The following is a 21,188-nucleotide window of genomic DNA, read 5'->3' on the forward strand; positions in this document are numbered from 1 at the left end:
CCTGTGGAAGTTCTGGATGTCCTCGCAAACCGCTGCCGAACGTGAACTGGCCGAACTTCTGGTCGAAAGTCTGAACCTGGAGGACGTCCAACCCGCCGACATCGATCCGGAAGCGCCGTTGTTCAACACCGGGCTGGGACTGGATTCGATCGACGCGCTGGAACTGGCGCTGGCGATCAGCAAGCGCTACGGCTTCCAGCTGCGCTCCGACAACGACGAGAACCGTCGCATCTTCGCGTCGCTGCGCGCATTGTCGGCGCATGTCCAAGCCAACAAGACCGTCTGAGGTTCCGACCGCAGCGCCCGCCGATGCACCCCCGTGGGTGCTGGGGTTGGGCGTGGTGCTGGCGGTGGCTTATTCGCCGCTGGCGCATTGGGCCAACGCCAGTCATCGCCCGGATCTGGCGGTCATCGCCGGGGCGCTGCTGGTGCTGATGGTGCTGATCGAGCCGATGGTCGCGCGCCGTGCCTGGGCCTGGGCGCTGGCGGTGCTGATCTTGGCCGGCCTGAGCGCGTTGTGGCATTCGCCCTACGCCATGTTGCTGCTGGCCGCGCCGCCGGTGGTGTTCACCGGCTGGATCGCCTGGTTCTTCGGCCGCAGCTTGCGCGGTGGGCGCACGCCGCTGATCACCCGCATCGTCGAAGGCCTGTACTCCCAGGCCGGCATGCCGATCACCCCGGGGCAATACCGCTATACGCGCCGCCTCACCCTGATCTGGACCTTGCTGCTGTGCGGCCTGACCCTGGTCAATCTGGTGCTCGGCCTGTGCGCCGAACCCAGTGGCGTGCTGGCGCAATTGGGCCATGCCTCGCCGCTGCCGATCAGCGATGCGCGCGCCTCATTGTTCGCTAATCTGCTGGTCTATGGCGTGGTTGGCGGGTTCTTCGTGGGCGAATATCTCTTGCGCGGCCGCTGGTTTCCGCAGCGTCCCTATCGTAATCTGCCAGACTTCTTGCGCCAGATGGCGCGGCTCGGGCCGGAGTTCTGGCGCGATCTGCTGCGCTGAGTGCGTGGCCAGGGGCAGCGACGTACGTGCAGATTTTCGGGGACAAGACAAAAATGCCGTTGGCAAGGATGCCGTCGCGCCTGGCGTGGGCCGTGTTCAACCTGTTGCAGTTGGTTTTTACGCTGGCGTTTACCGCCGGCGGCATCGTCTATGCGCTGGCATTGCTGGCGATCACGCGCGATGCCGACCGCCTGCTGCGTATGGGTGCCTGGATGTGGTCGCCGGTGCTGTTTCGCGGCGCCGGTGCCAAGGTGATCGTGGAAGGCCGCGAGCGCGTGGACTGGTCCAGGAACTATCTGTTCGTCAGCAACCACCAGTCGATCATCGATATCTGCGCATTGTTCTACGCCTTGCCGGTGCCGCTGCGGTTTCTGTTGAAGGAAGAAATGCTCAAGGTGCCGTTCGTGAACTGGTATGCGCGGGCCACCGGCATGTTGTTCCTGGACCGTGACAGCCGGCGCGCCGGGGCAATGGTAAGGCGCCAGGCCGCCGCGTTGCTGCGCGAAGGCAAACAGTTGTGCCTGTTTCCCGAAGGCACGCGCAGCCGCAGCGGTGCGTTATTGCCATTCAAGGCCGGGCTACTGCAGGCCGCTATCGATGCTGGTGTGCAGGTGGTGCCGGTGGCGCTGGATGGCTGCGGCAAGGTACTGCCAGTCGAGGGTGTGTTCAGGGTGCGTCCCGGCACTATCCGCGTGCGTATTGGCGATCCGATCCCGGTGACGGGGCCCGATGCGCCGGACCGCCAACAATTGACCGAGCAGGCACACAACGCCGTGGCTGCCATGCTTCAACCCAGGATCTGAGTTACCCGCTATGGATTTCGTCGTACCGCATGATCATCCCTGCCTGCCCGGGCACTTTCCGGGTCGCCCCGTGGTGCCTGGCGTGGTCGTGCTCGACCATGTGCTGCAGGTGGTGGAAGCGCTGCATGGCCCACGCGCTGCGGCGCGCCTGCCGCAGGTGAAGTTCGTGCAGCCGCTGTTGCCCGGCCAGACGGCGTGCGTGACGCTGGACGGCGAGGGCCCGCGCTGGCGTTTTCGCGTGCAACGCGACGACGCGCTGCTGGTCAGCGGCGAAGTGGTGGCGGAGGCCGCGGTATGAGCAGTCAGTGGAAACAACGCCCGGAAGGCGGTGGGCGCTTTGCGTTGTGGCTGATCCGGGGCATCGCCCAGCACGCCGGGCGCGCAGTGGGACGTGCGCTGCTCTACCCGATCACGCTGTACTTCCTGCTGGTGCGTGCGCCCGAGCGCAACGCCTCGCGCGCCTACCTGGCCCGCGTGCTCGATCGCCCGGCCACGCTGCGCGATGTGGCCCGGCACATCCACAGCTTCGCCTCGACCATCCTGGACCGCGTCTACATGTTGTGCGGGCAGATGCAGCGTTTCCGCGTCGACATCACCGGGCTGGATCAACTGCATACGCAGATGGACCGCGGCCGCGGCGTGCTGATCTTCGGCTCGCACCTGGGCAGCTTCGATGCGCTGCGCGTGCTGGCCACCGAGCGCCCGGACGTGCAGGTCAAGGTGGTGCTGGACAAGGCCCACAACCGCGCGATGACCGACCTGCTGGGCGCACTGAACCCGCAACTGGCCGCCAACATCATCGACGCCGGCATGGACGCGACCTCGATCGTCATGGCGATCAAGGACGCCACCGATGCCGGTGCGCTGGTGGCGTTGCTGATCGACCGCCCGCGCGAGGGCGACCCGGCATTGCCGGCGATGTTTCTCGGCCGCAATGCGATGTTCCCGACCTCGCCGTGGCTGATCGCCGCCGCGCTCAAGGTGCCGGTGGTGCTGGCGTTTGGCCTGTATCGTGGCGGCAATCACTACGAGCTGGCGTTCGAGACCTTCAGCGAAGGGTTGGACGTGCCGCGTCGCCAGCGTGCGCCGGTGTTGGCGTTACTCATGCGCGATTACGCTGCCAGGCTGGAACATTACACACGCTACGCGCCCTACAACTGGTTCAACTTCTACGATTTCTGGAACACCCACCATGCCGATGCGCCGCACCCTGCCGTGGATGCTGATACTGCTGTTCAGCGCCGCACCGCTATGCGCCGCACCGCCTGAGGCGCTGGACGTCGGCCAGGTGTTGCAGCGCCTGGCACGCCCCGCACCGGTCAGCACCGAGTTCGTCGAACTGCGCGGCTCTGCGCTGCTGAAGACGCCGCTGCGCGTGCAGGGCCATTACCGTCGCCCCGATGCGCAGACGCTGGTGCGCGAGGTCAGCGCGCCGTATCGCGAAACCACCACGTTGCAAGGCGACGAAGGCGTGCTGGAACGCGAAGGCAAGACGCCACGGCGTTTCTCGCTGAGCCGGGTACCGGAACTGGCCGGATTGAAATCCGGTTTCGGCGCATTGCTGGCTGGCGACCGCGCGCTGCTGGAGCAGCACTACCGCATCAGCGGGCAGGGCCAGCCGCAGGCCTGGCAACTGACCTTGCAGCCCAAGGATGCTGCCGTGGCCAGGCAGGTGCGCGAGTTGCGGCTGTACGGGCGCAATGACGAGTTGCGCTGCATCGAAAGCCTGCCGGCCAAGGGCGACGTGCAACGCACGTTGCTGGCCGGCGCGGCGCGTGAGGCGGCCAACGTGACCGATGCGGCGGCGCTGACCACGCTGTGCCACGGCCCAGGCGCGTGACGTGCGCCGCCCTCTGCAATAACGACGCGTCCGAACGATCCGATGCCGCGCGTGCGGCCGGTGCACGTTCCACCACCGCAGTAGAGCTTTCGCATGGCGCTTGAATTGAATGCAAACCGTCGTATCGGTCTGGCGCTGCTGTGGCTGGCCTTGCTGGCGGTTGCCGGCTTCTGGCTGAGCGAGACGCTCAAAGTCTCAGGTGACTTGCGCAAGTTCATGCCCGCCCTCAGTAAGCGGAACGTGCCTGTACCGCCCGATGCCGCGCGTGCGGCCGTTGCACGTTCCACCACCGCAGCAGAGCTTTCGCATGGCGCTTGAATTGAATGCAAACCGTCGTATCGGTCTGGCGCTGCTGTGGCTGGCCTTGCTGGCGGTTGCCGGCTTCTGGCTGAGCGAGACGCTCAAAGTCTCAGGTGACTTGCGCAAGTTCATGCCCGCCCCGCGCACGCCTGCGCAGAAATTGTTGATCGAAGAACTCGGCGAAGGCCCCGGCTCGCGCCTGCTGCTGATGTCACTGTCCAAGAGCGATCCGGCCACGCTGGCTGCGCAGTCGCAGCAGTTGCAGCAGGCCCTGGCCGCGCAGCCGGAGCTGTTCGAGCTGGTCGGCAATGGCGGCAATACGGGGCTGGATGCGATCCCCGAGCGCTTGCTGCCATATCGCTATCTGCTCAGCGACAGCTTCGACAAGACGCCGCTGGATGCAGCCACGTTGGAAGCGGCGCTGCAGTCGCGGGTGCAGGATCTGGGTTCGCCTGCGGCCGCGATGGTGGAGCCGTTGCTGCCGCGCGATCCCACCCTGGAAGTGCTGCATCTGGCCGAAACCCTGCAGCCGGCAGCGGCACCGCAGACGCGTAACGCGGTGTGGTTCGACCGCGCCGGCAGCTCGGCCTTGTTGATCGTGCAGACGCGCGCAGCCGGTTTCGATCCCACCGGTCAGCAGCTGGCCTACGACGCGGTGCAGGCGGCCTTCGCCAAGGTCAGCAAGGGCAGCACGACGCAACTCACCTTGACCGGTCCCGGCGCCTTCGCGGTGGAGATCACCGCACGCACGCAAGGCGAGGCGCAGTGGATCGGCACCCTGGATACGGTGGGGCTGGTGCTGTTGCTGCTGGTCGCCTACCGCAGCTGGAAGATTCCGGTGCTCGGCGTGCTGCCGTTGGCCAGTGCCGGGCTGGCCGGCCTGGCTGCGGTGGCGCTGTTGTTCGACGGCGTACACGGCATCACCGTGGCGTTCGGGTTCACCCTGATCGGGGTGGTGCAGGACTACCCGATCCATTTGTTCAGCCATCAGCGCCCGGGTCTGGATCCGCGCGACAACGCGCGCCACCTGTGGCCGACACTGGCCACTGGCGTGGTCTCCACCTGTATTGCCTATGTGACCTTCCTGTTTTCCGGTGTGGACGGCTTGCGGCAGCTGGCGGTGTTCACCATCGCCGGGCTGGCGACCGCTGCGGTCACCACCCGTTGGCTGTTGCCGTCGTTGATCGACCCGGCGCCACGCGACTACGCCGATTCGCGCATGCTCGCCGCGCTCTGGCGTGGCATCGCGCGCTTGCCGCGGCCGCGCATCAGTCTGGCGGTGATTGCGGTGATCGGCATCGCGGTGATCGCCTTTGCACCAGGGCAGTTCTGGCAGAACGACCTGTCGAAATTGACCCCGGTGCCGCCCAAGGCGTTGGCGCAGGACACGCAGTTGCGACAGGAACTGGGCGCTCCCGATGTGCGTTACGTGCTCGCGTTATCGGCAGCCAACGATGAGGCCGCGCTGCAGGCCAGCGAGCAGTTGCGCCCACGCCTGGATGCATTGATGCGCGACGGCGCATTGACCGGCTACGACATGGCGGCGCGGTATCTGCCCAGCGCCAAGACCCAGCGTGCGCGTCAGGCCGCGTTGCCGGATGCCGCGCAGGCGCGTGCGTTGACCGACAGCGCCGTGGCGGCCACGCCGTTCCGCAGCGATGCGTTTGCGCCATTCCTGCAGGATCTGGCGCTAGCAAAGCAGGCCGCGCCGCTGCTGCCGAAGGACCTGGCCGGCTCGCCGCTGGCGACTTCGGTCGGTGGACTGTTGCTGGGGCGTGGCGATCGCAGCACGGCGCTGGTGTCGTTGACCGGGCTGCGCGATCCGGCGGTGCTGGCCGCCGCCGTGCGGGGCAGTGGCGCACAACTGCTGGATCTCAAGGATGCGTCCGAATCCCTGGTGGCCGCGTATCGCGGGCGGGTGCTTGGCGCGTTGGTGCTGGCCGCGTTGCTGCTGGCAGTGACCGTGGCGATCGCGTTGCGCAGCCCGCGCCGGATCGTGCGTGTGCTGGTCCCGATGGCGCTGACCACGGTGCTGATCCTGGCGATCCTGCGCGGCACCGGCGTGGAGCTCAATCTGTTCCATCTGATCGCGCTGATCCTGGCGGCCGGTCTTGGCCTGGATTACGCGCTGTTTTTCGATCATGCCGGCGACGATCACGCCGATCAGTTGCGCACCTTGCATGCCTTGATCGTGTGCAGCCTGATGACCTTGCTGGTGTTCGCGTTGTTGGCGGCCTCCAGCATTCCGGTGCTGCGCGCGATCGGCAGCACGGTGGCGTTGGGCGTGCTGTTCAATTTCATTCTGGCCTTGCTGGTGTCGCGCGAGCCGACATTGGAGCGCACCACGCCCGGAGAGCCGCATGCAGGGACGTGACGCAATTGCCGCGCTGGTTCCGCATCAGGGCAGCATGTGCCTGTGGGAAGCGGTGGTGGAGTGGGATGCGCAGCGCATCGTGCTGCGTAGCGATGCGCATCGCTGCGACACGCATCCGCTGCGCTCCAATGGGCGCCTGCGCGCACTGCATCTGTGCGAATACGGCGCGCAGGCCATGGCCGTGCATGGCGGCTTGCTGGGCCGCGCATCGGGCAAGCCGGTGCGTCCGGGGATGTTGGTGGCGCTGCGTGCGGTGGACTTGCATGTCGCCTATCTGGACGACCTGCCCGATGCGATCGTCTGCGAGGCGCAGGTGCTGATGCAGGGCGAGGACAGCCAGCAATACAGCTTCCGCCTGACCCATCAGGGCCAGCTGCTCTCCGAGGGGCGCGCCACGGTGATGTTGGGCGCCGCGCAGGACTAGCGGTTCATGCCGCCGTCCAAGCACGCTGCGCGCGCAGCACCGACGCGCAGCGCGCACCCGCGCGCTGCTGCAAGATGCCGGCACGGCTGTTCCTGCGCCAACCGCGAATCGCTAGGATGGTGATCTTTCCGCCGTCGTGGCTGCGGCTTCCAGCGAGATGTCCATGAGTACACCCGTTCCTCAGCGCCGCGCCCTGGTCACCGGCGGTAGCGGCGATCTTGGCGATGCGATCTGCCGCCAGTTGGCCGCGCAAGGCCGCCACGTGATCGTGCACGCCAACCGCAATATCGCTCGCGCCGATGCGGTGGTCGCGGCGATCGTGGCCGATGGCGGTAGCGCGGAGGCGGTGGCATTCGATGTGGCCGATGCGCAGGCCAGCGCGGCGGCGCTGGCACGCCTGCTGGAGGTCGGCCTGATCCAGATCGTGGTCAACAACGCCGGCATCCACGACGACGCGCCGATGGCCGGCATGAACGCCGAACAGTGGCACCGGGTCATCGACGTGTCGTTGCATGGGTTCTTCAACGTCACCCAGCCATTGCTGCTGCCGATGGCGCGTACGCGCTGGGGCCGCATCGTCAGCCTGTCGTCGGTGGCGGCCGTGCTGGGCAATCGCGGCCAGACCAATTACGCCGCCGCCAAGGCCGCCTTGCACGGCGCCAGTAAATCGCTGTCGCGCGAAATGGCCAGCCGTGGCATCGCGGTCAACGTGGTCGCGCCGGGTGTGATCGAAAGCGAGATGGTCGGCGAGAGTTTTGCACCGGAGATGATCAAGCAACTGGTGCCGGCCGGGCGCGTCGGTAAACCCGACGAAGTCGCCGCGCTGGTCGCGTTCCTGTGCTCGGAGGCAGCCGGCTACATCAACGGCCAGATCATCGGCATCAATGGCGGGATGGGTTGAGTCGGCCGGCGCAAGAGACGCAGCCGGCGCAGCGTGGGTCGCAACCTCGGCGCGTCAAATCGTGCACGGTGCAGATCGACAAGCGCACGCCGGTGTATAGCCGCTAACAAGCGACCACGCCCACCGCCAGGTGGGCGCAGCCGGCGTTGTGGTGCCCATCCGCTACCACCATGTTGGCAGCTGCGATGTCCTCACTGCTGCCGGACACGCCGTCCATCCGTCGCTGCAGGCTTGGTAGCGGCATCCATGCCGCCACCGGGTCCGGCAAGCGGTGAGGGCATCGCGCCCTCGACGGACCAACATCGCCACGACGTTGGCGAGGTCTTGTCAGCTGCGCTTAGCCGCCGGTCTCGTCGATCTTCAGGATCAGTTCGCGCTCGCGTGCACCACGCGCGGCGCTGCAATGCACCGACACCGTCTTGCCATTGGCGCGCAGGCGGCCGTCGACATACAGGCCATCGCCGCGGTCGTGATACGACGCTGTCCAGTTGTAGATGCTGGCGCCTTGCGCCAGGTAATGGGTTTCAGCAGCGCGCCGACACACCGGTACCAGGTCGCTGCCGTTCATCAGCAGCGGCTCGGGTGTGTACTGCACGACGTTCTGCGCAATGGCTTGCGTACTGACGAGGCCGGCGATGGTCACGACAAGCGAAAAGAGCAACGGTCGATACACGGGTCACCTGACGTGAATGCGGATGTTTCAAGTGTAAGGGATCAATAACAAAACGACTGCGCAACCTCCACACAAGCGGAGCCGGTTTTCGCAATCGGCATGTACCAAGGGTGCGCTGCGGGTAGTGCGCGCCGTCCGCATCCAGCTGACGTCTGCTCGCCAGGCGTTGTCAGCCGCTCCCAGCGCCACGCCGAAACGAATGCGGCGTCGGCGCGTTCGATCGATCTCACGCCGCGTCGGCGTACCAGGCGGCGGTCAGGATCGGCTCGCCGATGGCATTGGTGGTCAACGCGTCCAGGCCGTGATCGGGCAGTGCGGGATGGCGTTGACGCGCCTGCAGCAGAATCTCGCGCGCCAGTACCGCCATGCGCGCGATGTTGCCGTGGATGCGTGCTGCGAAGGCGTCGTCGTCCAGCGTGTCGTGCAGGGCGCCATTGAGTTCGTTGAACCAACCGATCAGGTACTGATCCAGCAGCCGTCCCTGTCCGGTGGCCAGACCTTGTTCGCCGTTGTACCGACCCCAGTCGTGCAACACGCGCTGCATCGCCATGTTGATATCGCGCGCGTACAAAAAATCGGCCTTCATGCGCGCCAGCAGACTCAGGTTGGCGATGCGCCCGCTGCAGAACAGCGGCGCCAGCAGCGACCAGTAATACGTGTAATCCCAGATCACCTTGACCGGCATGACCTGCTCGTCGCCGAACAGCGCGTATTGATCCTGGTACAGGGTCAGGGTGTTTTCGTAGAACGAAAAATACAGTTGCTCATACAGCTCGGTATACGGGCTGAGCGACCTGCCGGCGCGGTCGCGGCCGATCAATTCGCAGATATACGTGTTGGAAATGGCGATGAAGTCGCTGCCGGGCGAATAGAACGGGTCCAGGAACAGGCCCGCTTCGCCGGTCAGCGCCCAACGCTGCGGCGAGAACACCTGCTTGCAGCCGTAGGAGAAGTTGCGCAGGAACAGAAAGTCCTGCAGCCGGTAGTCGGCCTTGTCGAGCGTGGCGGCGACCTGCGGCTGATGCGTGCGCAGCCAGGTCATCGCTTTTTCGTGGGTGTTCATGGTGTCCAGCGGATGCATCGACGCATCGCAGACGATGCCCAGCGAATGGGCGCCCGACGACAACGGAATCAACCAGAACCAATACCCCGGCCCGCACATGTGGTTGGTCGAGCGCCAGCGGTCCGGCGGCGTGCAGCGCTGCAGCCAGCTGCTGTCCTGCGACCAGCCATTGGGATCGATCAGGCCTTCCACGCGCCACCACACCGCATTGGCATCGTGTGCGTTGTCCTGCGCCAGGCCGAGCTTGCGCTTGAGCAGGCCGGCGCGGCCGCTGGCATCCACCACCCAGCGTGCGCTCAACGTGCCGGGCTCGCCGGCGCGCTCATAGCGCACTGCGTGGTCGGCCTCGTCGTCGGACAGGTCCACGCCCTTGACGCTGCAGCTGTCGACAAAGGCGATGCCCTGCGCACGGGCGCGTTCGCCGAGAAAATTCTCGAAGCGGCCACGGTCGATCTGCCACGACGGCGTCGGCAGGATCTGACTGACCCCCAGCTCGGTGCAGCGGTCGATGTCCTGGCGCTTATCGGAAAAGAAAAAGCGGAAACCGAACTTGCGGATCTGCTCGGTCTCCAGATGCTCGCGCAGGCCCAGCACCTCGGCGAAATAGTGCGCACCGATTTCCACGGTGGATTCGCCGACCTTGAACGCCGCCTCGCGCACTGGGTGCGCGCGGCGCTCCAGCACGGTGATGGCCAGCGCCGGATCACGCTGTTTGAGTTGCAGGGCCAGGCTCAGTCCGGCCAGGCCACCACCGGTGATGACGACATCGGCACGCTGTGCATTCATGGGGATGGGGTGCTCTTGGTGACCGGGGGCACAGTAGCAAATTCGCCGTCAGCATCGTCGATCAGCACCGGGTTGGCGCGCACGCGGCGGTATTCGCGCCAGATATGCCCGTAGCTCCAGGCCTGCGCGACCACGTGCGAGGTGATGTTCCACAAATCGCGCACCAGGCGGAAATGGCTCTTGCGGAACGTGCCCGGCGAGCTGCCGGCGTAACGGGTTTCGATCGGCACCGCGACCACGCGCGCGCCGGCCTGGCGTGCGGCGGAAATCAGCAGCTGCGCCTCGAACACGAAGCCTTCGCCGGGCACGTCGGGCAAGGTGAATACCGAGGCCGGATACAGGCGCTGGCCGCTCTGGCTGTCGACCAGCTGGAAGCCGCAGGCCCAGGCGATGCCCCAGTCGCCGAAATCGTTGCCGATGCGGCGGATGGTGGGCTGGGTGGCGCGCTTGCGCATGCGCGCGCCGACGATCACGCAGCCGGGATGACGATTGGCGGCCGCCAGCAAACGCGGGAAATCGGCTGCCTTGTGCTGCCCATCGCCGTCCATGGTCATCACTGCGCGCATGCCCAGCCGCTGCGCCTGCGCAAACCCGCTGCGCAACGCCGCGCCCTTGCCCATGCGCTGCGGATGCCGGATCAGGGTGATCGGCAAATCGGCAATGCAATCGGCGGTGCCATCGTCGGAGCCGTCGTCGATCACGATCACCTGCGAGCAATAGGTCAGCGCATCGTTGACCACCTCGCGGATGCGCAGCGACTCGTTCAGCGCCGGCACCAGGATCGCGGTGTCTTCGCGGGTCAGGGGCTGCCGGCTCATCGCTGGATCTCCACGCGCAGCACGCGGCCGGGGCCGGCATACAGCGCGACGGTGTCGCCAGTGCCGGCGAGCAGATCGAACAACGGCAGCATCGGTGCCATCGCGTTGCTGGCCACATGCCGCGCCAGCGGACCGTCGCCGGGCGAGGGCGTGCCGTTGTCCAGGCGCACGCGCAGCTGCGGCTTGCCGGCCTGGCCGGGCGCGCCCAGCACCAGCGCGCCCCCGAGCAGACCCTGGCTGGGCGCGACCCGGCCCAGCGGTCCGACCGAGCGGGCGTCGTAGCCGGCCAGCAGCACCGCGTCCATGCCGGCGGCGTGCTGGACCAGCGCTTCCAGCAGGCCCTGCGCGAAGCTGGCCTGGCTGGCGCTGATCGCGGTGGCCGGGGTCATCGCGCCGGCACCGATGGTCCAGTAGCCGGCCGCGGCGTTATGCACCGAGTTGTGGAACTTGGTCGGCGAGATCGCCAGAGGGTCACTGGCCAGGGTCGTGCACATGTAGTCGGAGATCGCCAGATCGCCGTAAGTGGAGGTAAAGATCGACGGCAGGCTGGCCGGATCGCGGCCAGCGGCACTGCAGGCGGCCAGCGCGGCTTCCAGCGACACGGCCACGGTATCGGGTGCGCGGCGGCGCTCGTTGGGGGCCAATAGCTGCGGCGCCGGGCGTGCCGGGGTGTCCTGCAGCGCGCCGCCGCGCACGAAGGCGGCAGCGGCCTCCCAAGTGGGCAGGCCCTGGGTCCAGAAGCCGATGCCTTCGATGGTGGCAGACAACATCAGCGTGCCCGCCCGAACAGCAGCGAGCAGTTGTTGCCGCCAAATCCAAAGGAGTTGTTCATTGCGTAATCGATCTTGGAATGGGCGTTGTCGAAACGGATCTGCGGGCCGCAGGCGGGGTCGGGAACCTCGCTGTTGAGCGTGCCCGGCAGCACACCGTCGCGCAGCGCCAGCAGCGCGATCACCGATTCGACGATGCCGGCCGCGCCCAGCGTGTGGCCGGTCCAGGCCTTGGTCGAACTGGCGTGCAGGGTGCCGGGGAAGATCGCCGCCACCGCAGCGGCTTCGACGCTGTCGTTGGCCGGCGTGGCGGTGCCATGCAGATTCAGATAGCCCACCGCGTCCGGCTGCAGGCCGGCGCGATCGAGCGCGCCGCGCATCGCCAGCTGCGCGCCCAGGCCTTGCGGATGCGGGGCGGACATATGGTGCGCATCGCTGGATTCGCCATAGCCGTACAGCCATAGCGCCGCGTCCGGGGCAGCGGCGGGACGTTCGAGCAGGGCAAAGCCGCCGGCCTCGCCCAGGCTCAGGCCGACCCGGCGCGCGTCGAACGGCTGGCATGGCTCCGGCGCGACCACCTGCAGCGCGTTGAAGCCGAACAGCACGCTGCCGCACAAGGTGTCCACGCCGCCGACCAGCGCCGCATCCACGACGCCGGCGTCGATCAGGCGCGCGGCCTGGGCGAACACCTTGGCGCTGGACGAGCAGGCCGTGGCCACGGTCACGCAGGGGCCGCGCAGGCCGGTGGCGTGCTGCACAAAATCGCCCAGCGAATGCGGGGTGTGCACGATCGGGCGGTTCAGATCCTCGGGGAACCGCGCACCGTCGGCGTCTTCGACCAGCCGTGTATACGCCTCTTCGCTAGCCCCGATGCTGGAGGTGGAGGTGCCGATGATCACCGCCACGCGTTCGACGCCGTAGCGCTGCGCGGCGGCGTGCACCGCGTCGGCCATGCCGTCCTGCTGCAGGGCCAGCCAGGCCAGGCGATTGTTGCGGCAGTCCCAGCCTTGCAGGGTTTCCGGCAAGACGACGTCTTCCACGCCGGCGACACGGCCAATCCAGCACGGCAGCGGTTGCGGGCCGAAATCGTTGCGACGCAGGCCGCTGCGGCGGGCCGTCAAGGCGGCAGCCTGGGCATCGAGCCCGACGCCGAGCGCGGTGGTGGAAGTAAATGCGGTGACGGCGACCGGGGCCATCTGGGACGGATGCTGCGCTTGGCTCACGGTGGTCTGACTGGCAAAAAGTGCTTGCAGTATATCGGGGGCGTGGCTGTCTCCCGTGGATGGCGCAACTGAACGTGCCGGTCATGTCGCTGACGCGGCTGGGATTTTTCGCGCGCGCCGCGCTTTCGCCATCGGCGCAATTGGGACACAATCCTGCGACACACCTTGACTTCGAGCGCGACCACGCGCGCATGCACGCCTACGTCTATAAAAGCCAACGCAAGCAGGACACCTTTGTCTATCTCGCCACGCGTGACGACTTCTCCGGCCTCCCCGCCACCGTGCACGCGCAGCTGGCGCCGTTCGCGTTCGTGCTGGAGGTGGCGTTGACGCCGGAGCGCCGTCTGGCGCAGGCCGACGTGGCAACCGTGCGCGAGGCGCTGAGCAGGCACGGCTTCTATCTGCAACTGCCCAAGACGGTGGTGCTGGCGGGCGAGTGCGACTATGACTGAGGCCACGCGTGCCGCGCGGTTGCGTGCCGCCGCGCTGGCTGGCGTGGCCGGTGTGGCGCTGGCGTTGCTGGGCGGCGCCAGCCACAGCGTCGCTGCGCTGACGCTGTGGCTGGCGCAACCGGCATTTGCGCTGGCGGTGTCGTGGGCACGCGGCACCCGCGCGCTGCCGCCCCAGCCGCGCGCGATTGCACAGGCATTGCCGCCATTGCTGGCGATCTGGGGCGTTGGCCTGCTGGCCCTGGCGGCCCTGATCAGCTGGCCGCTGACGGCCTTGCGCGACAGCGGCAGCCTGGCCGCCGCGTTGGCCTTGAGCGTGGCGGTCAGCGCCGCGCTGCTCGGGCTGTGGCGGACCTGGCCGCTGTGGGGTGAGGTCGAACGCGACGGTGGCGCGCTGGCGCCGCGCTGGCACGCATTGGCCACGCAGGAACTCCACGCCTGGCGCGGGTTGCTGGCCGCCGCGCTGGTGCTGGCGATGTGTACGTTGGCCGTGGCGCTGGCCTGGCCGGGCTGGTTGTCGAGTGGTTTGCGCTGGAGTCTGGCGATCGCGGCCAGCGTGCTGCTGCCGGCGGCGCATCTGCTGTTGCAACGCACCGCCGCACCGACCCGCAGCGATGCCCCGGCGCCCTTGCAGGCGGCCGATTTCTTTTCCGAAGCAGCGGCAGAACCACGTCCGCTGGAGCCGGTCGCCCAGCATCAGTTGGTGCCCGAATTGTTTGAAGCCGCGCGCAGTGGACGGGTGGACCGCGCGCTGCAGTTGCTGGACGCCGGCGCCGACCCGCAGGCGATGCCGCTGCCGGAATGGCGCGATCAACGCAGCCTTCCTGCGTTGGCCGCCGTGCTGCCGGATCTGCGCCTGCTGCGCGAGCTGATCGTGCGCCGCGTCGACGTCAACCAACCGCATCGCGGCATGACCCCGCTGCTGGCCGCCACGCGCGACAGCTGGCACGGCCGCCCCGATGCAGTGATGACGCTGTTGGCCAATGGCGCCGACCCGCGCGCCAGCGACAACGACGGCAACACGCCGCTGCATCACGCCGTGCGCAGCTCCGACCCCGGCGTGGCCGCGCTGTTGCGCGATGCCGCCGCCGAACTCGACGCACTCAACAACGACGGCCTCTCGCCATTGGCGATGGCCTGCCAGGTCGGCAACTGGCGGCTGGCCAAATTCCTGCTGGAACGCGGCGCGCATTCCGAACCGGAAGGCGGCGCGCCGGTGCTGCTGGCTGCGGCCGGTACCGAAGAAGACGACCCGGCCGGCGTGCAACTGCTGCTCAAGCACAAGGCACGCGTGGATGCGCGCGACCGCCAGCGTCGCAGCGCCTTGCACGAAGCCGCATTGGCCGGGCATGGCGATATCGTCGAAGCGCTGTTGGCGGCCGGCGCCAATCTGGAAGCGCGCGATCTGCTCGGCCGCACCCCGTGGCTGGATGCCGCGCGGCAGGCACGCAGCGCGGTCCTGGAGCGCCTGGTCGCACGCAAGGCCGATGTGCTGGCCGTCGATGGCGACGGCCGCAATGCGGTAATGCTGGCGTGCGCCGCCGATCGGGTGTCGCCGGCCTTGATTCGCCGCCTGCTCGATCTGCAGGTGCCGGCCGACAGCACCGATGCGCAGGGCCGTCGCGCGGTGGATGTGGCGGCCGAAGCCGGGCGCTGGGCGATCGTGCAATTGCTCGACCCGGCGTATCCGTTGCCGTCCGCGGTCAGCGACACGCAGGGCGATAGCCCCGGCGTTGCGGTGCCCCCGGATCGTCCGCCGTTGGTGCTGCTGCGCGAAGGCTTGCAGTTCGGGCAACGCGATGGCCTGACCGCGCTGGCAAGGCTCTGCGGCCCGGAAGAACTCGGCGGCCTGTTGCACGATGCGCACCTGGCCTTGAACCCGGAAGCGGTGGACTGGCTGCTGCGCCACGGCGCCGATGCCGAGGTGCGCGACGCCTGTGGCGATGTGCCGATGTTCGCGCTGCTGTCGCGCGGAGTGGAGGCGGTACCGGCCTTGCAGGTGCTGCTGCGCCATGGCGTGTCGCCGGCCGGTGCGGGCGGTCTGACACGGCTGCTCAGCGCCTGCGTGCAGCACGACGCGGCATCGCGCGGGCTGGAGCAGTTCGCGCTGGAAGTGCTCGAACGCGGCGCCGATCCGTTCGCCTCCTCGGCGGTCGGCGATCCGCCGTTGTCGCTGGCGGTGCGGTTGGGCTGGTTGCGCCTGCAGCACTGGTTGCTGGAGCACGGCGTGGACCGTGAAGCGCGCGACAGCCACGGCATGACCGCGCTGCATCTGGCCACCGCGCTGGGCCGCGAAGCGTCGCTGAAATTGATGGTCAGACACGGCGCCTCGCCGGAAGCACGCGCCGCCGATGGGCAGACCCCACTGGGCGTGGCGTTGTCGATCGGCCGCCGTGATCTGGCCGACTGGCTGGACTGGCGCATCTGGCCGTTGCCACGCCGCAGCCTGCGCGAGGCGGATGTGCCGGCCGCCGCGATGGCCGGCGACACCGATGCGGTGCGTCGCCTCATCGACCTCGGCCTACCCGCCGACGCTACCGATGCACAGGGCTGCACCGCGCTGTTGCGCGCAGCCGGCGGCGGGCATCTGGGCGTGGTGACGCATCTGCTCGGCCGTGGCGCCGACCCGCAACGCGCGTCCACCAGCGGCGCCACGCCGTTGTCGGCGGCGGTGAGCATGCGCCAGACCGAGATCGTGGCGGCCCTGCTGCAGGCCGGCGCGCAGATCGAACACCGCCTGCCCGGCGGCGTCACCGTGCTGATGCTGGCCTGCGCATTGGGCCTGCCGGATATCGTGGCGCGCCTGCTCACCGCCGCCGCCGACGTGCACGCCAACGACGATCAAGGCCTGGCGCCGCTGCATTGCGCCGCGTTGTACGGCTTCACCGCGCGCGACAAGACCCGTTTGCTGGCGTTGCTGGACACCTTGCTGCTGGCCGGCGCCGACCCGCAATCCCTGGCCGGTGGACGGGTCAGTCCGCTGCTGCTGTTGCTGGGCGCGCGCGCCGAACCGGGCACCGCCTGCGACGAGCAGGTGGTGCTGGCCGGCGTCGAACGCCTGCTCGACGAAGACGTTGCGCTGGAGGTGGCCGATCAACGCGGCTTCGGTCCGTTGCATCTGGCCGCACTGCACGGCCTGCCGCTGCTGGTGCAGCGCCTGCTGCGTGCCGGCGCCGATGCCGACCACCGCGACGCGCTCAACCGCACCCCGCGCGAGATCGCGATCATGCGTGGTTTCATCGATGTGGCCGGCCAGTTCGAGCCGGCGCTTCCGGGCGTGTCCTCGATGGCACGCTTCCTGCGCGAGGTGCGCTGAACAGGCGGCATGCGCCTGTCGATGCCGGCGGCGCCTGCCGGACTGCGCCGGCAGGCGCTGCCGCTTGCGCTTACTGCCGCGCCACCAGGGTCAGCCCGCTGTAGCTGCCGGACAGACGCAGGTAATACGTGCCTGCCGTCGGTGCGGTGAAGCGGATTGTCTGGGTGGTGCCGGTGCGCACCGAGCGGCTGTCGTAGCTGCTGTCGGTCGGCGCGCGGCCGGCGGCGGCATACAGCGCAACGCTGCCGCTGCCACCGAAGGACATGAAGGTCAGCGCCGTGCCGGCCTTGGCCTCGAAGCTGTACAGCCGGTTGCCGTCGCGGCTGTCGAGACTGCGCAGCTCGACCTTGTTGGCTATCGGCGTGGTCGGCGGAATGCAGCTGGTATCGGCTGGATCGCAGGGCGGCGTGGTCGCCTGGCGCAGCAAGGCATCGGCGTCCAGGATGCCGGCGCCGATCGGCGTGGCGGTCGGAATCGTCACCGGGAATGGCCGGGCGCTGGAGCGCAGCAGCGTCCGCATCGCGCTCCAGGTCAGCGGAGTCGGCACCACGCTCTGCACCAGCGCCACGGCGGCGGCCACGTGCGGAGCGGCCATCGAGGTGCCGGCCATGCCGCGGACCTCCCAAGTGCTGGTCGGCCCCTGGGGGCCGGCGTTGACCACCTGGAAGATATAGCCGCCCGGATCGCCATCGACGCTGCCGCCACCGCCGGGCGCGGCGATGTCCACGCGTTGGCCGTAGCTGGAATAACTGGCGCGCCCGCCGTTGATGCGGGTGGCACCGACGCTGATGACGCCGTCGCAGGACGACATGGTGTAGGTGCCGGCGTCGGCACTGGAATTGCCGGCGGCCACCACGATGATCGCCCCGGCAGCGTTGATGCGGTCGATCGCATCCTGGTACAGCGTCGGGCATGACTGCGGGCCGCCGCTGCCCAGGCTCATGTTGATCACCTCGGCCGGGTTCGGGTTGGTCGGCACACCATCCACCGGCAGACCGGCCGCCCACAGCATGCCGTCGGCGATATCGCTGGAAAAGCCGCCGCACGAGCCGAGCACGCGCACCGGCAGGATCCTGGCGTCGTAGGCCAACCCGGCCGTGCCCGCGCCATTGTTGGTGACCTGGGCGATGGTGCCGGAGACATGAGTCCCGTGCCAGGAGCTGTTTTGCGCTGCATTTCCGGGCGATCCCAGCGCGGCGCAGTAATCGGCCTCCACCCAATCGCCCAGGTCGTCGCCACCTGCCGCGCGCCCATCGCTGTCGCGCCGCGAGACGCGGCGATCGGAAATCATGTCGTAGCCGGGCAGCACGTTCGCGGCCAGATCGGGGTTGTCCTTGACCACGCCGGTATCGACCACCGCGACCACCACGCCCTGGCCGGTGGAGCGGGTCCAGGCCTGCTCGGCGTTCACGCCGCCGACCGGGTCGTGGAAGTTCCACTGCAGCGCGCCGTAGTTCGGATCGGTCGGCGCGGCGGCGGCCACCGCCTTGGCGCCCTTGGGCAGGGTCACGCCGGGAGCGTCCAGGCGCTGGTAGAGGCGATCGACCTGCACCGACAGCACGCTCGGGTCGGCCTTGAGTTCGTCGATGAAGGCGGCGCGCTCGCTGGCCGCCAGGTGGCGCGACGCCCGCACGACATGCCAGCCCGGCACCGCCATCTCGCGCAGCACCTGCGCGCTGAGCGCGCCGCGTGCGGGCAGCGCACCGCTGGCCGCCTTGGCCCGCTGCATGCCGGTGCGTGCAACCGCCGCAGACAGCGCGCTGTTGAGTCGGCCGCGCGCTTGCGCATCGCTGTCGCGGGTCTTGACGATGAAACGCTGACCCAGGTCCTGCACCTGGGTCGATTGTGGTACTGGTTCGTGCACGCTGCCGCGGCCGATCGCCGCAACCGTCGCGGCCTGGGCGCCGCTGGCGACCAGGGCGGCGGCAAGGGCGGTGGCGAGTGTGTTGGAAGAAGTCATCTGCAGTTCCTAGAGGCTCGAAAGGGAAAACGCGGGAAGGCGCGGTGCGCGGGCGATGCTGGGAATCACAGATCCATGCCCAGGCCGATGCCGGCCGAGGATTCGCCGCCGCTGAAGGCGCCGCCCAGGCTGAAGGACGCGCGGCTGCCGATCTTGCGGGCGTAGCCGATCGACAGCGCCTGCTCGCCGCTCTGGAAACCGGCACCCACCGACACGCGTCCACGCGGGCTCTGCGTGCCGGCCGCATTGATGGCCATGTTGAGCATCGCCGCGCTCATTGCGCCCTGGCGGTCCATGCGCCGGTCCATATCGCCCAGGCGGCGTTTGGTGTCGTTGCGCAACTGGGTGAAGTTGTCGTCGAGCGTGGTGACGCGGCTGTTGGTGTAGGCGTTGGCGCTGTTCAACGTGGCGCTGTCGCCGGCACGTACCTGTGCCAGGTTGGCCGCGTCGGTGTCGGCGGTGCCGGCGGCGACGTTGACGATCTGGCGTTCGCTGCCGGCGCTGCCGACCGACACGCTGTTGGCGCGATCGGCGAGCGCACCCCGGCCCAGCGCCACGGCGTTCTCGGCGGTGACCGAGCTGCCCTGTCCGAGCGCGGTGCCGGACGCGGCGCTGACCGCAGCGCTTTCGCCGACGGCCACCGCATTGGTCGCGACGGCGGCGATGCGGGCATTGGCGCCCAGCGCGGTGCTGCCGTCGGCATTGACCCTGGCATTGGCGCCGATCGCGGTGTCGTTGGGGCCGTAGGCCAGTGCGGACGCGCCCAGCGCCATGCCGTTGTCGCTGTTGGCGGTGGCCCCGGAGCCGATCGCCACCGCGTTGGTGCCGACACCGGTGCTCGGCGCGGTCATGTCGCCACCGCCACCACCGCCAACGCTGACGCCCTGGCCGCTGCCGGATGCGGTCATGGTGTCGAGCCGGGTGTCGAACAGGGTCAGTGCATCGTCGATGGCATCCACCGCCGAGCCGATGTCGGCATAGCGCGCACCATTGACCAGATAGCTGCCGCCGATCAGGTTGCCATTGGCATCCACCGCGCTGCCGCCGCCGAACGCGCTGGCGACGCCGCGTAGCTGGGCCAGGTTCACCGCATCGGTGTCGAGGGTGCCGGCGGCCAGGTTGGTCAGTTGGCGCTCGCCACCGGCATGGCCGATGGAGACGGTGTTGTCGCGTTCGGCCACTGCGCCGGCGCCCAGCGCCACGCTGTTGTTGGTGATTACCTGCACATCGTTGACGAAGGTGGAGTTGCCCACCCGCGCGCCGGCGCCGATCGCGATCGACTGGTTGCCGTAGACGTCTGCGCCGGTGCCCACCGCAATGCTGTCGTAGAACAGGATCGGGGTGTCGCCCCAGAAATTGCCGTTCCAGACCATCGCCTTGCCGATGGCGATGCTGCGCGTGCCGCCGGCCCAAGCACCGCTGCCGATGGCGGTGGCGCCGCGCTGCAGCGCCAGCGCGGCCTGTCCGAGCGCGGTGGTGTCGTCCATCGCGGCCAAGGCGCTTCCGCCCAGCGCCAGGCTACTCCGGCCCAGTGCCCTGGAGGCGACGCCGATCGCCACGGCGAATTCGCCGGACGCCTCGCTGCGCCCGCCGACGGCCACCGCACCGTACTGGTTGGCGATCGACTGCGTTCCGATCGCCACGGTGCGTTCGGAACTGGCCTCGGCCAGCGCGCCGACCGCAGTGGTGCCGTAGGCGGTGGCCGCCGCACCGCCGCCCACCGCAGTGGACAGCGGGCCGGTGGCCTGGGTGGCCTGTAGATAGACCCCGTCCAGGCCGAAGCCGGGATACAACTCATTGCCCAGATCGACGATGCCGCCGATGGCGACGCTGGAACGGTCGCTGGCGATCGCGCCGGCGCCGGTGGCCACGTTGTACTCGCCGCTGGCCTGCGCGCCGGCGCCCAGCGCGGTTGCGGCCAGGCCGGAGGCGGAGGTCTGCTGCAGGATCACCTGCCCGTTCTGCTTGTACGAAAAATCCAGGTCGAGCACGCCACCGACCGCGGTGGTGGAGATCTCGGTGGCCAGGCTGTTATGCCCTACCGCCACTGCCTGGTTGGCATAGCTGACCGCGCCGGCGCCCAGCGCTACGGTGCCGGTGCCGACTGCGGAGGCGGCTTCGCCGGCCGCCAGTGCTTCTTCGCCGTCGGCATAGGCGCCGGCATCGCTGCTGTCGCTGCCGGTCGCCTGCAGATAGACGGTGCCGGCGTTGGTCGCGGCGGCATCGGTTGCCGGCGTCGTGGCCGACGTTGCCGGGGGATTGGCAATGGCGGCCAGCGCGATCGCTGGCGCAGCCAGGCACAGCGCGCAGGCAAGCGCCAATGCATGCGGAGCGCGCATGGGGTGTGCGCTGCGTGCAGCGCGAAGGACCGAGCGATGGGCGGCGGTGCCGCGCGTGGACATGGATGTGGTCATGGCGATCTCTGGAGACGGACGACTGGGCAGGACGCGACGTCGACAGCACGCGTGTGCCATCTCGGTA

At 68.5% G+C, this 21,188-nt stretch carries 19 protein-coding genes and 1 other RNA gene; 13 read left to right on the forward strand and 7 right to left on the reverse strand.

Translation table 11 applies throughout. The features are described 5' to 3' along the window. The first annotated feature begins 16 nt into the window (after positions 1–16). From xanC to fabG, 10 genes are all read left to right on the forward strand, one after another. Positions 17–286 carry a xanthomonadin biosynthesis acyl carrier protein XanC gene (xanC, locus tag GGR61_RS06320; RefSeq protein ID WP_005914783.1) on the forward strand — a complete coding sequence of 90 codons (270 nt, stop codon included), beginning with the start codon at positions 17–19 and terminating at the stop codon, positions 284–286. 37 nt (positions 287–323) lie between these two features. Continuing rightward, the gene (locus GGR61_RS06325; protein WP_184620955.1) at positions 324–1,007 is read left to right on the forward strand and encodes a ketosynthase; all 684 of its coding nucleotides are present in this window, start codon (positions 324–326) and stop codon (positions 1,005–1,007) included. A 53-nt stretch (positions 1,008–1,060) separates the two neighbouring features. After that, on the forward strand, positions 1,061–1,810 hold the full coding sequence (locus GGR61_RS06330) for a lysophospholipid acyltransferase family protein (protein WP_184620827.1): 750 nt from the start codon (positions 1,061–1,063) through the stop codon (positions 1,808–1,810). Between the two features lie 10 nt (positions 1,811–1,820). Beyond that, positions 1,821–2,108 carry a hypothetical protein gene (locus GGR61_RS06335; RefSeq protein WP_184406484.1) on the forward strand — a complete coding sequence of 96 codons (288 nt, stop codon included), beginning with the start codon at positions 1,821–1,823 and terminating at the stop codon, positions 2,106–2,108. Next, positions 2,105–3,079, forward strand: a complete 975-nt coding sequence (locus GGR61_RS06340) for an acyltransferase (RefSeq protein WP_184406483.1) — start codon at positions 2,105–2,107, stop codon at positions 3,077–3,079. Before GGR61_RS06335 ends, GGR61_RS06340 begins: the two co-directional genes overlap by 4 nt. Further along, positions 3,003–3,650, forward strand: a complete 648-nt coding sequence (locus GGR61_RS06345) for a LolA-related protein (protein ID WP_326520229.1) — start codon at positions 3,003–3,005, stop codon at positions 3,648–3,650. The genes GGR61_RS06340 and GGR61_RS06345 overlap by 77 nt, the downstream gene beginning before the upstream one ends. A gap of 93 nt (positions 3,651–3,743) precedes the next feature. Continuing rightward, entirely contained in the window at positions 3,744–3,968 is a 225-nt protein-coding gene (locus tag GGR61_RS06350; RefSeq protein WP_184406482.1) for a hypothetical protein, read from the forward strand. Further along, on the forward strand, positions 3,958–6,324 hold the full coding sequence (locus GGR61_RS06355) for an MMPL family transporter (protein ID WP_184620828.1): 2,367 nt from the start codon (positions 3,958–3,960) through the stop codon (positions 6,322–6,324). Before GGR61_RS06350 ends, GGR61_RS06355 begins: the two co-directional genes overlap by 11 nt. Continuing rightward, on the forward strand, positions 6,311–6,748 hold the full coding sequence (locus GGR61_RS06360) for a phosphotransferase (protein WP_184620829.1): 438 nt from the start codon (positions 6,311–6,313) through the stop codon (positions 6,746–6,748). The genes GGR61_RS06355 and GGR61_RS06360 overlap by 14 nt, the downstream gene beginning before the upstream one ends. 163 nt (positions 6,749–6,911) lie before the next feature. Next, on the forward strand, positions 6,912–7,649 hold the full coding sequence (gene fabG / locus GGR61_RS06365) for a 3-oxoacyl-ACP reductase FabG (RefSeq protein WP_184620830.1): 738 nt from the start codon (positions 6,912–6,914) through the stop codon (positions 7,647–7,649). A 337-nt stretch (positions 7,650–7,986) separates the two neighbouring features. Here the strand turns inward: fabG and GGR61_RS06370 are convergent, their stop codons facing one another. Further along, complete coding sequence (locus GGR61_RS06370) at positions 7,987–8,322, reverse strand: hypothetical protein (RefSeq protein ID WP_326520619.1); 336 nt, start codon at positions 8,320–8,322, stop codon at positions 7,987–7,989. 99 nt (positions 8,323–8,421) lie between these two features. On the opposite strand from GGR61_RS06370, the gene GGR61_RS06375 reads away from it, so the two are divergent. Beyond that, positions 8,422–8,497: non-coding RNA, sX9 sRNA (locus GGR61_RS06375), on the forward strand. A 51-nt stretch (positions 8,498–8,548) separates the two neighbouring features. Here the strand turns inward: GGR61_RS06375 and GGR61_RS06380 are convergent. The 4 genes from GGR61_RS06380 to GGR61_RS06395 are packed head-to-tail and all read right to left on the reverse strand — an operon-like array spanning position 8,549 to position 12,955. Further along, the gene (locus GGR61_RS06380) at positions 8,549–10,171 is read right to left on the reverse strand and encodes an NAD(P)/FAD-dependent oxidoreductase (RefSeq protein WP_184620831.1); all 1,623 of its coding nucleotides are present in this window, start codon (positions 10,169–10,171) and stop codon (positions 8,549–8,551) included. Further along, positions 10,168–10,989, reverse strand: coding sequence for a glycosyltransferase family 2 protein (locus tag GGR61_RS06385; RefSeq protein ID WP_184620832.1), 822 nt, complete (start codon positions 10,987–10,989; stop codon positions 10,168–10,170). The genes GGR61_RS06380 and GGR61_RS06385 overlap by 4 nt, the downstream gene beginning before the upstream one ends. Then, positions 10,986–11,759: a beta-ketoacyl synthase chain length factor gene (locus GGR61_RS06390; protein ID WP_184620833.1), complete on the reverse strand. Its 774-nt coding sequence runs from the start codon at positions 11,757–11,759 to the stop codon at positions 10,986–10,988. Before GGR61_RS06390 ends, GGR61_RS06385 begins: the two co-directional genes overlap by 4 nt. After that, positions 11,759–12,955: a beta-ketoacyl-[acyl-carrier-protein] synthase family protein gene (locus GGR61_RS06395; RefSeq protein WP_184620834.1), complete on the reverse strand. Its 1,197-nt coding sequence runs from the start codon at positions 12,953–12,955 to the stop codon at positions 11,759–11,761. Before GGR61_RS06395 ends, GGR61_RS06390 begins: the two co-directional genes overlap by 1 nt. 218 nt (positions 12,956–13,173) lie before the next feature. On the opposite strand from GGR61_RS06395, the gene GGR61_RS06400 reads away from it, so the two are divergent. Next, positions 13,174–13,434, forward strand: coding sequence for a YcgL domain-containing protein (locus tag GGR61_RS06400; protein WP_184406616.1), 261 nt, complete (start codon positions 13,174–13,176; stop codon positions 13,432–13,434). Next, positions 13,427–16,747, forward strand: coding sequence for an ankyrin repeat domain-containing protein (locus tag GGR61_RS06405; RefSeq protein ID WP_184620835.1), 3,321 nt, complete (start codon positions 13,427–13,429; stop codon positions 16,745–16,747). Before GGR61_RS06400 ends, GGR61_RS06405 begins: the two co-directional genes overlap by 8 nt. A gap of 70 nt (positions 16,748–16,817) precedes the next feature. On the opposite strand, the gene GGR61_RS06410 is transcribed toward GGR61_RS06405, so the two are convergent. Continuing rightward, positions 16,818–18,707, reverse strand: coding sequence for a S8 family serine peptidase (locus GGR61_RS06410; RefSeq protein WP_184620836.1), 1,890 nt, complete (start codon positions 18,705–18,707; stop codon positions 16,818–16,820). 65 nt (positions 18,708–18,772) lie between these two features. Beyond that, positions 18,773–21,121, reverse strand: coding sequence for a YadA-like family protein (locus GGR61_RS06415; RefSeq protein ID WP_221237299.1), 2,349 nt, complete (start codon positions 21,119–21,121; stop codon positions 18,773–18,775). Positions 21,122–21,188 lie beyond the last annotated feature (67 nt).

Source organism: Xanthomonas sp. 3058, from assembly GCF_014199765.1.
Lineage (GTDB): Bacteria > Pseudomonadota > Gammaproteobacteria > Xanthomonadales > Xanthomonadaceae > Xanthomonas > Xanthomonas campestris_B.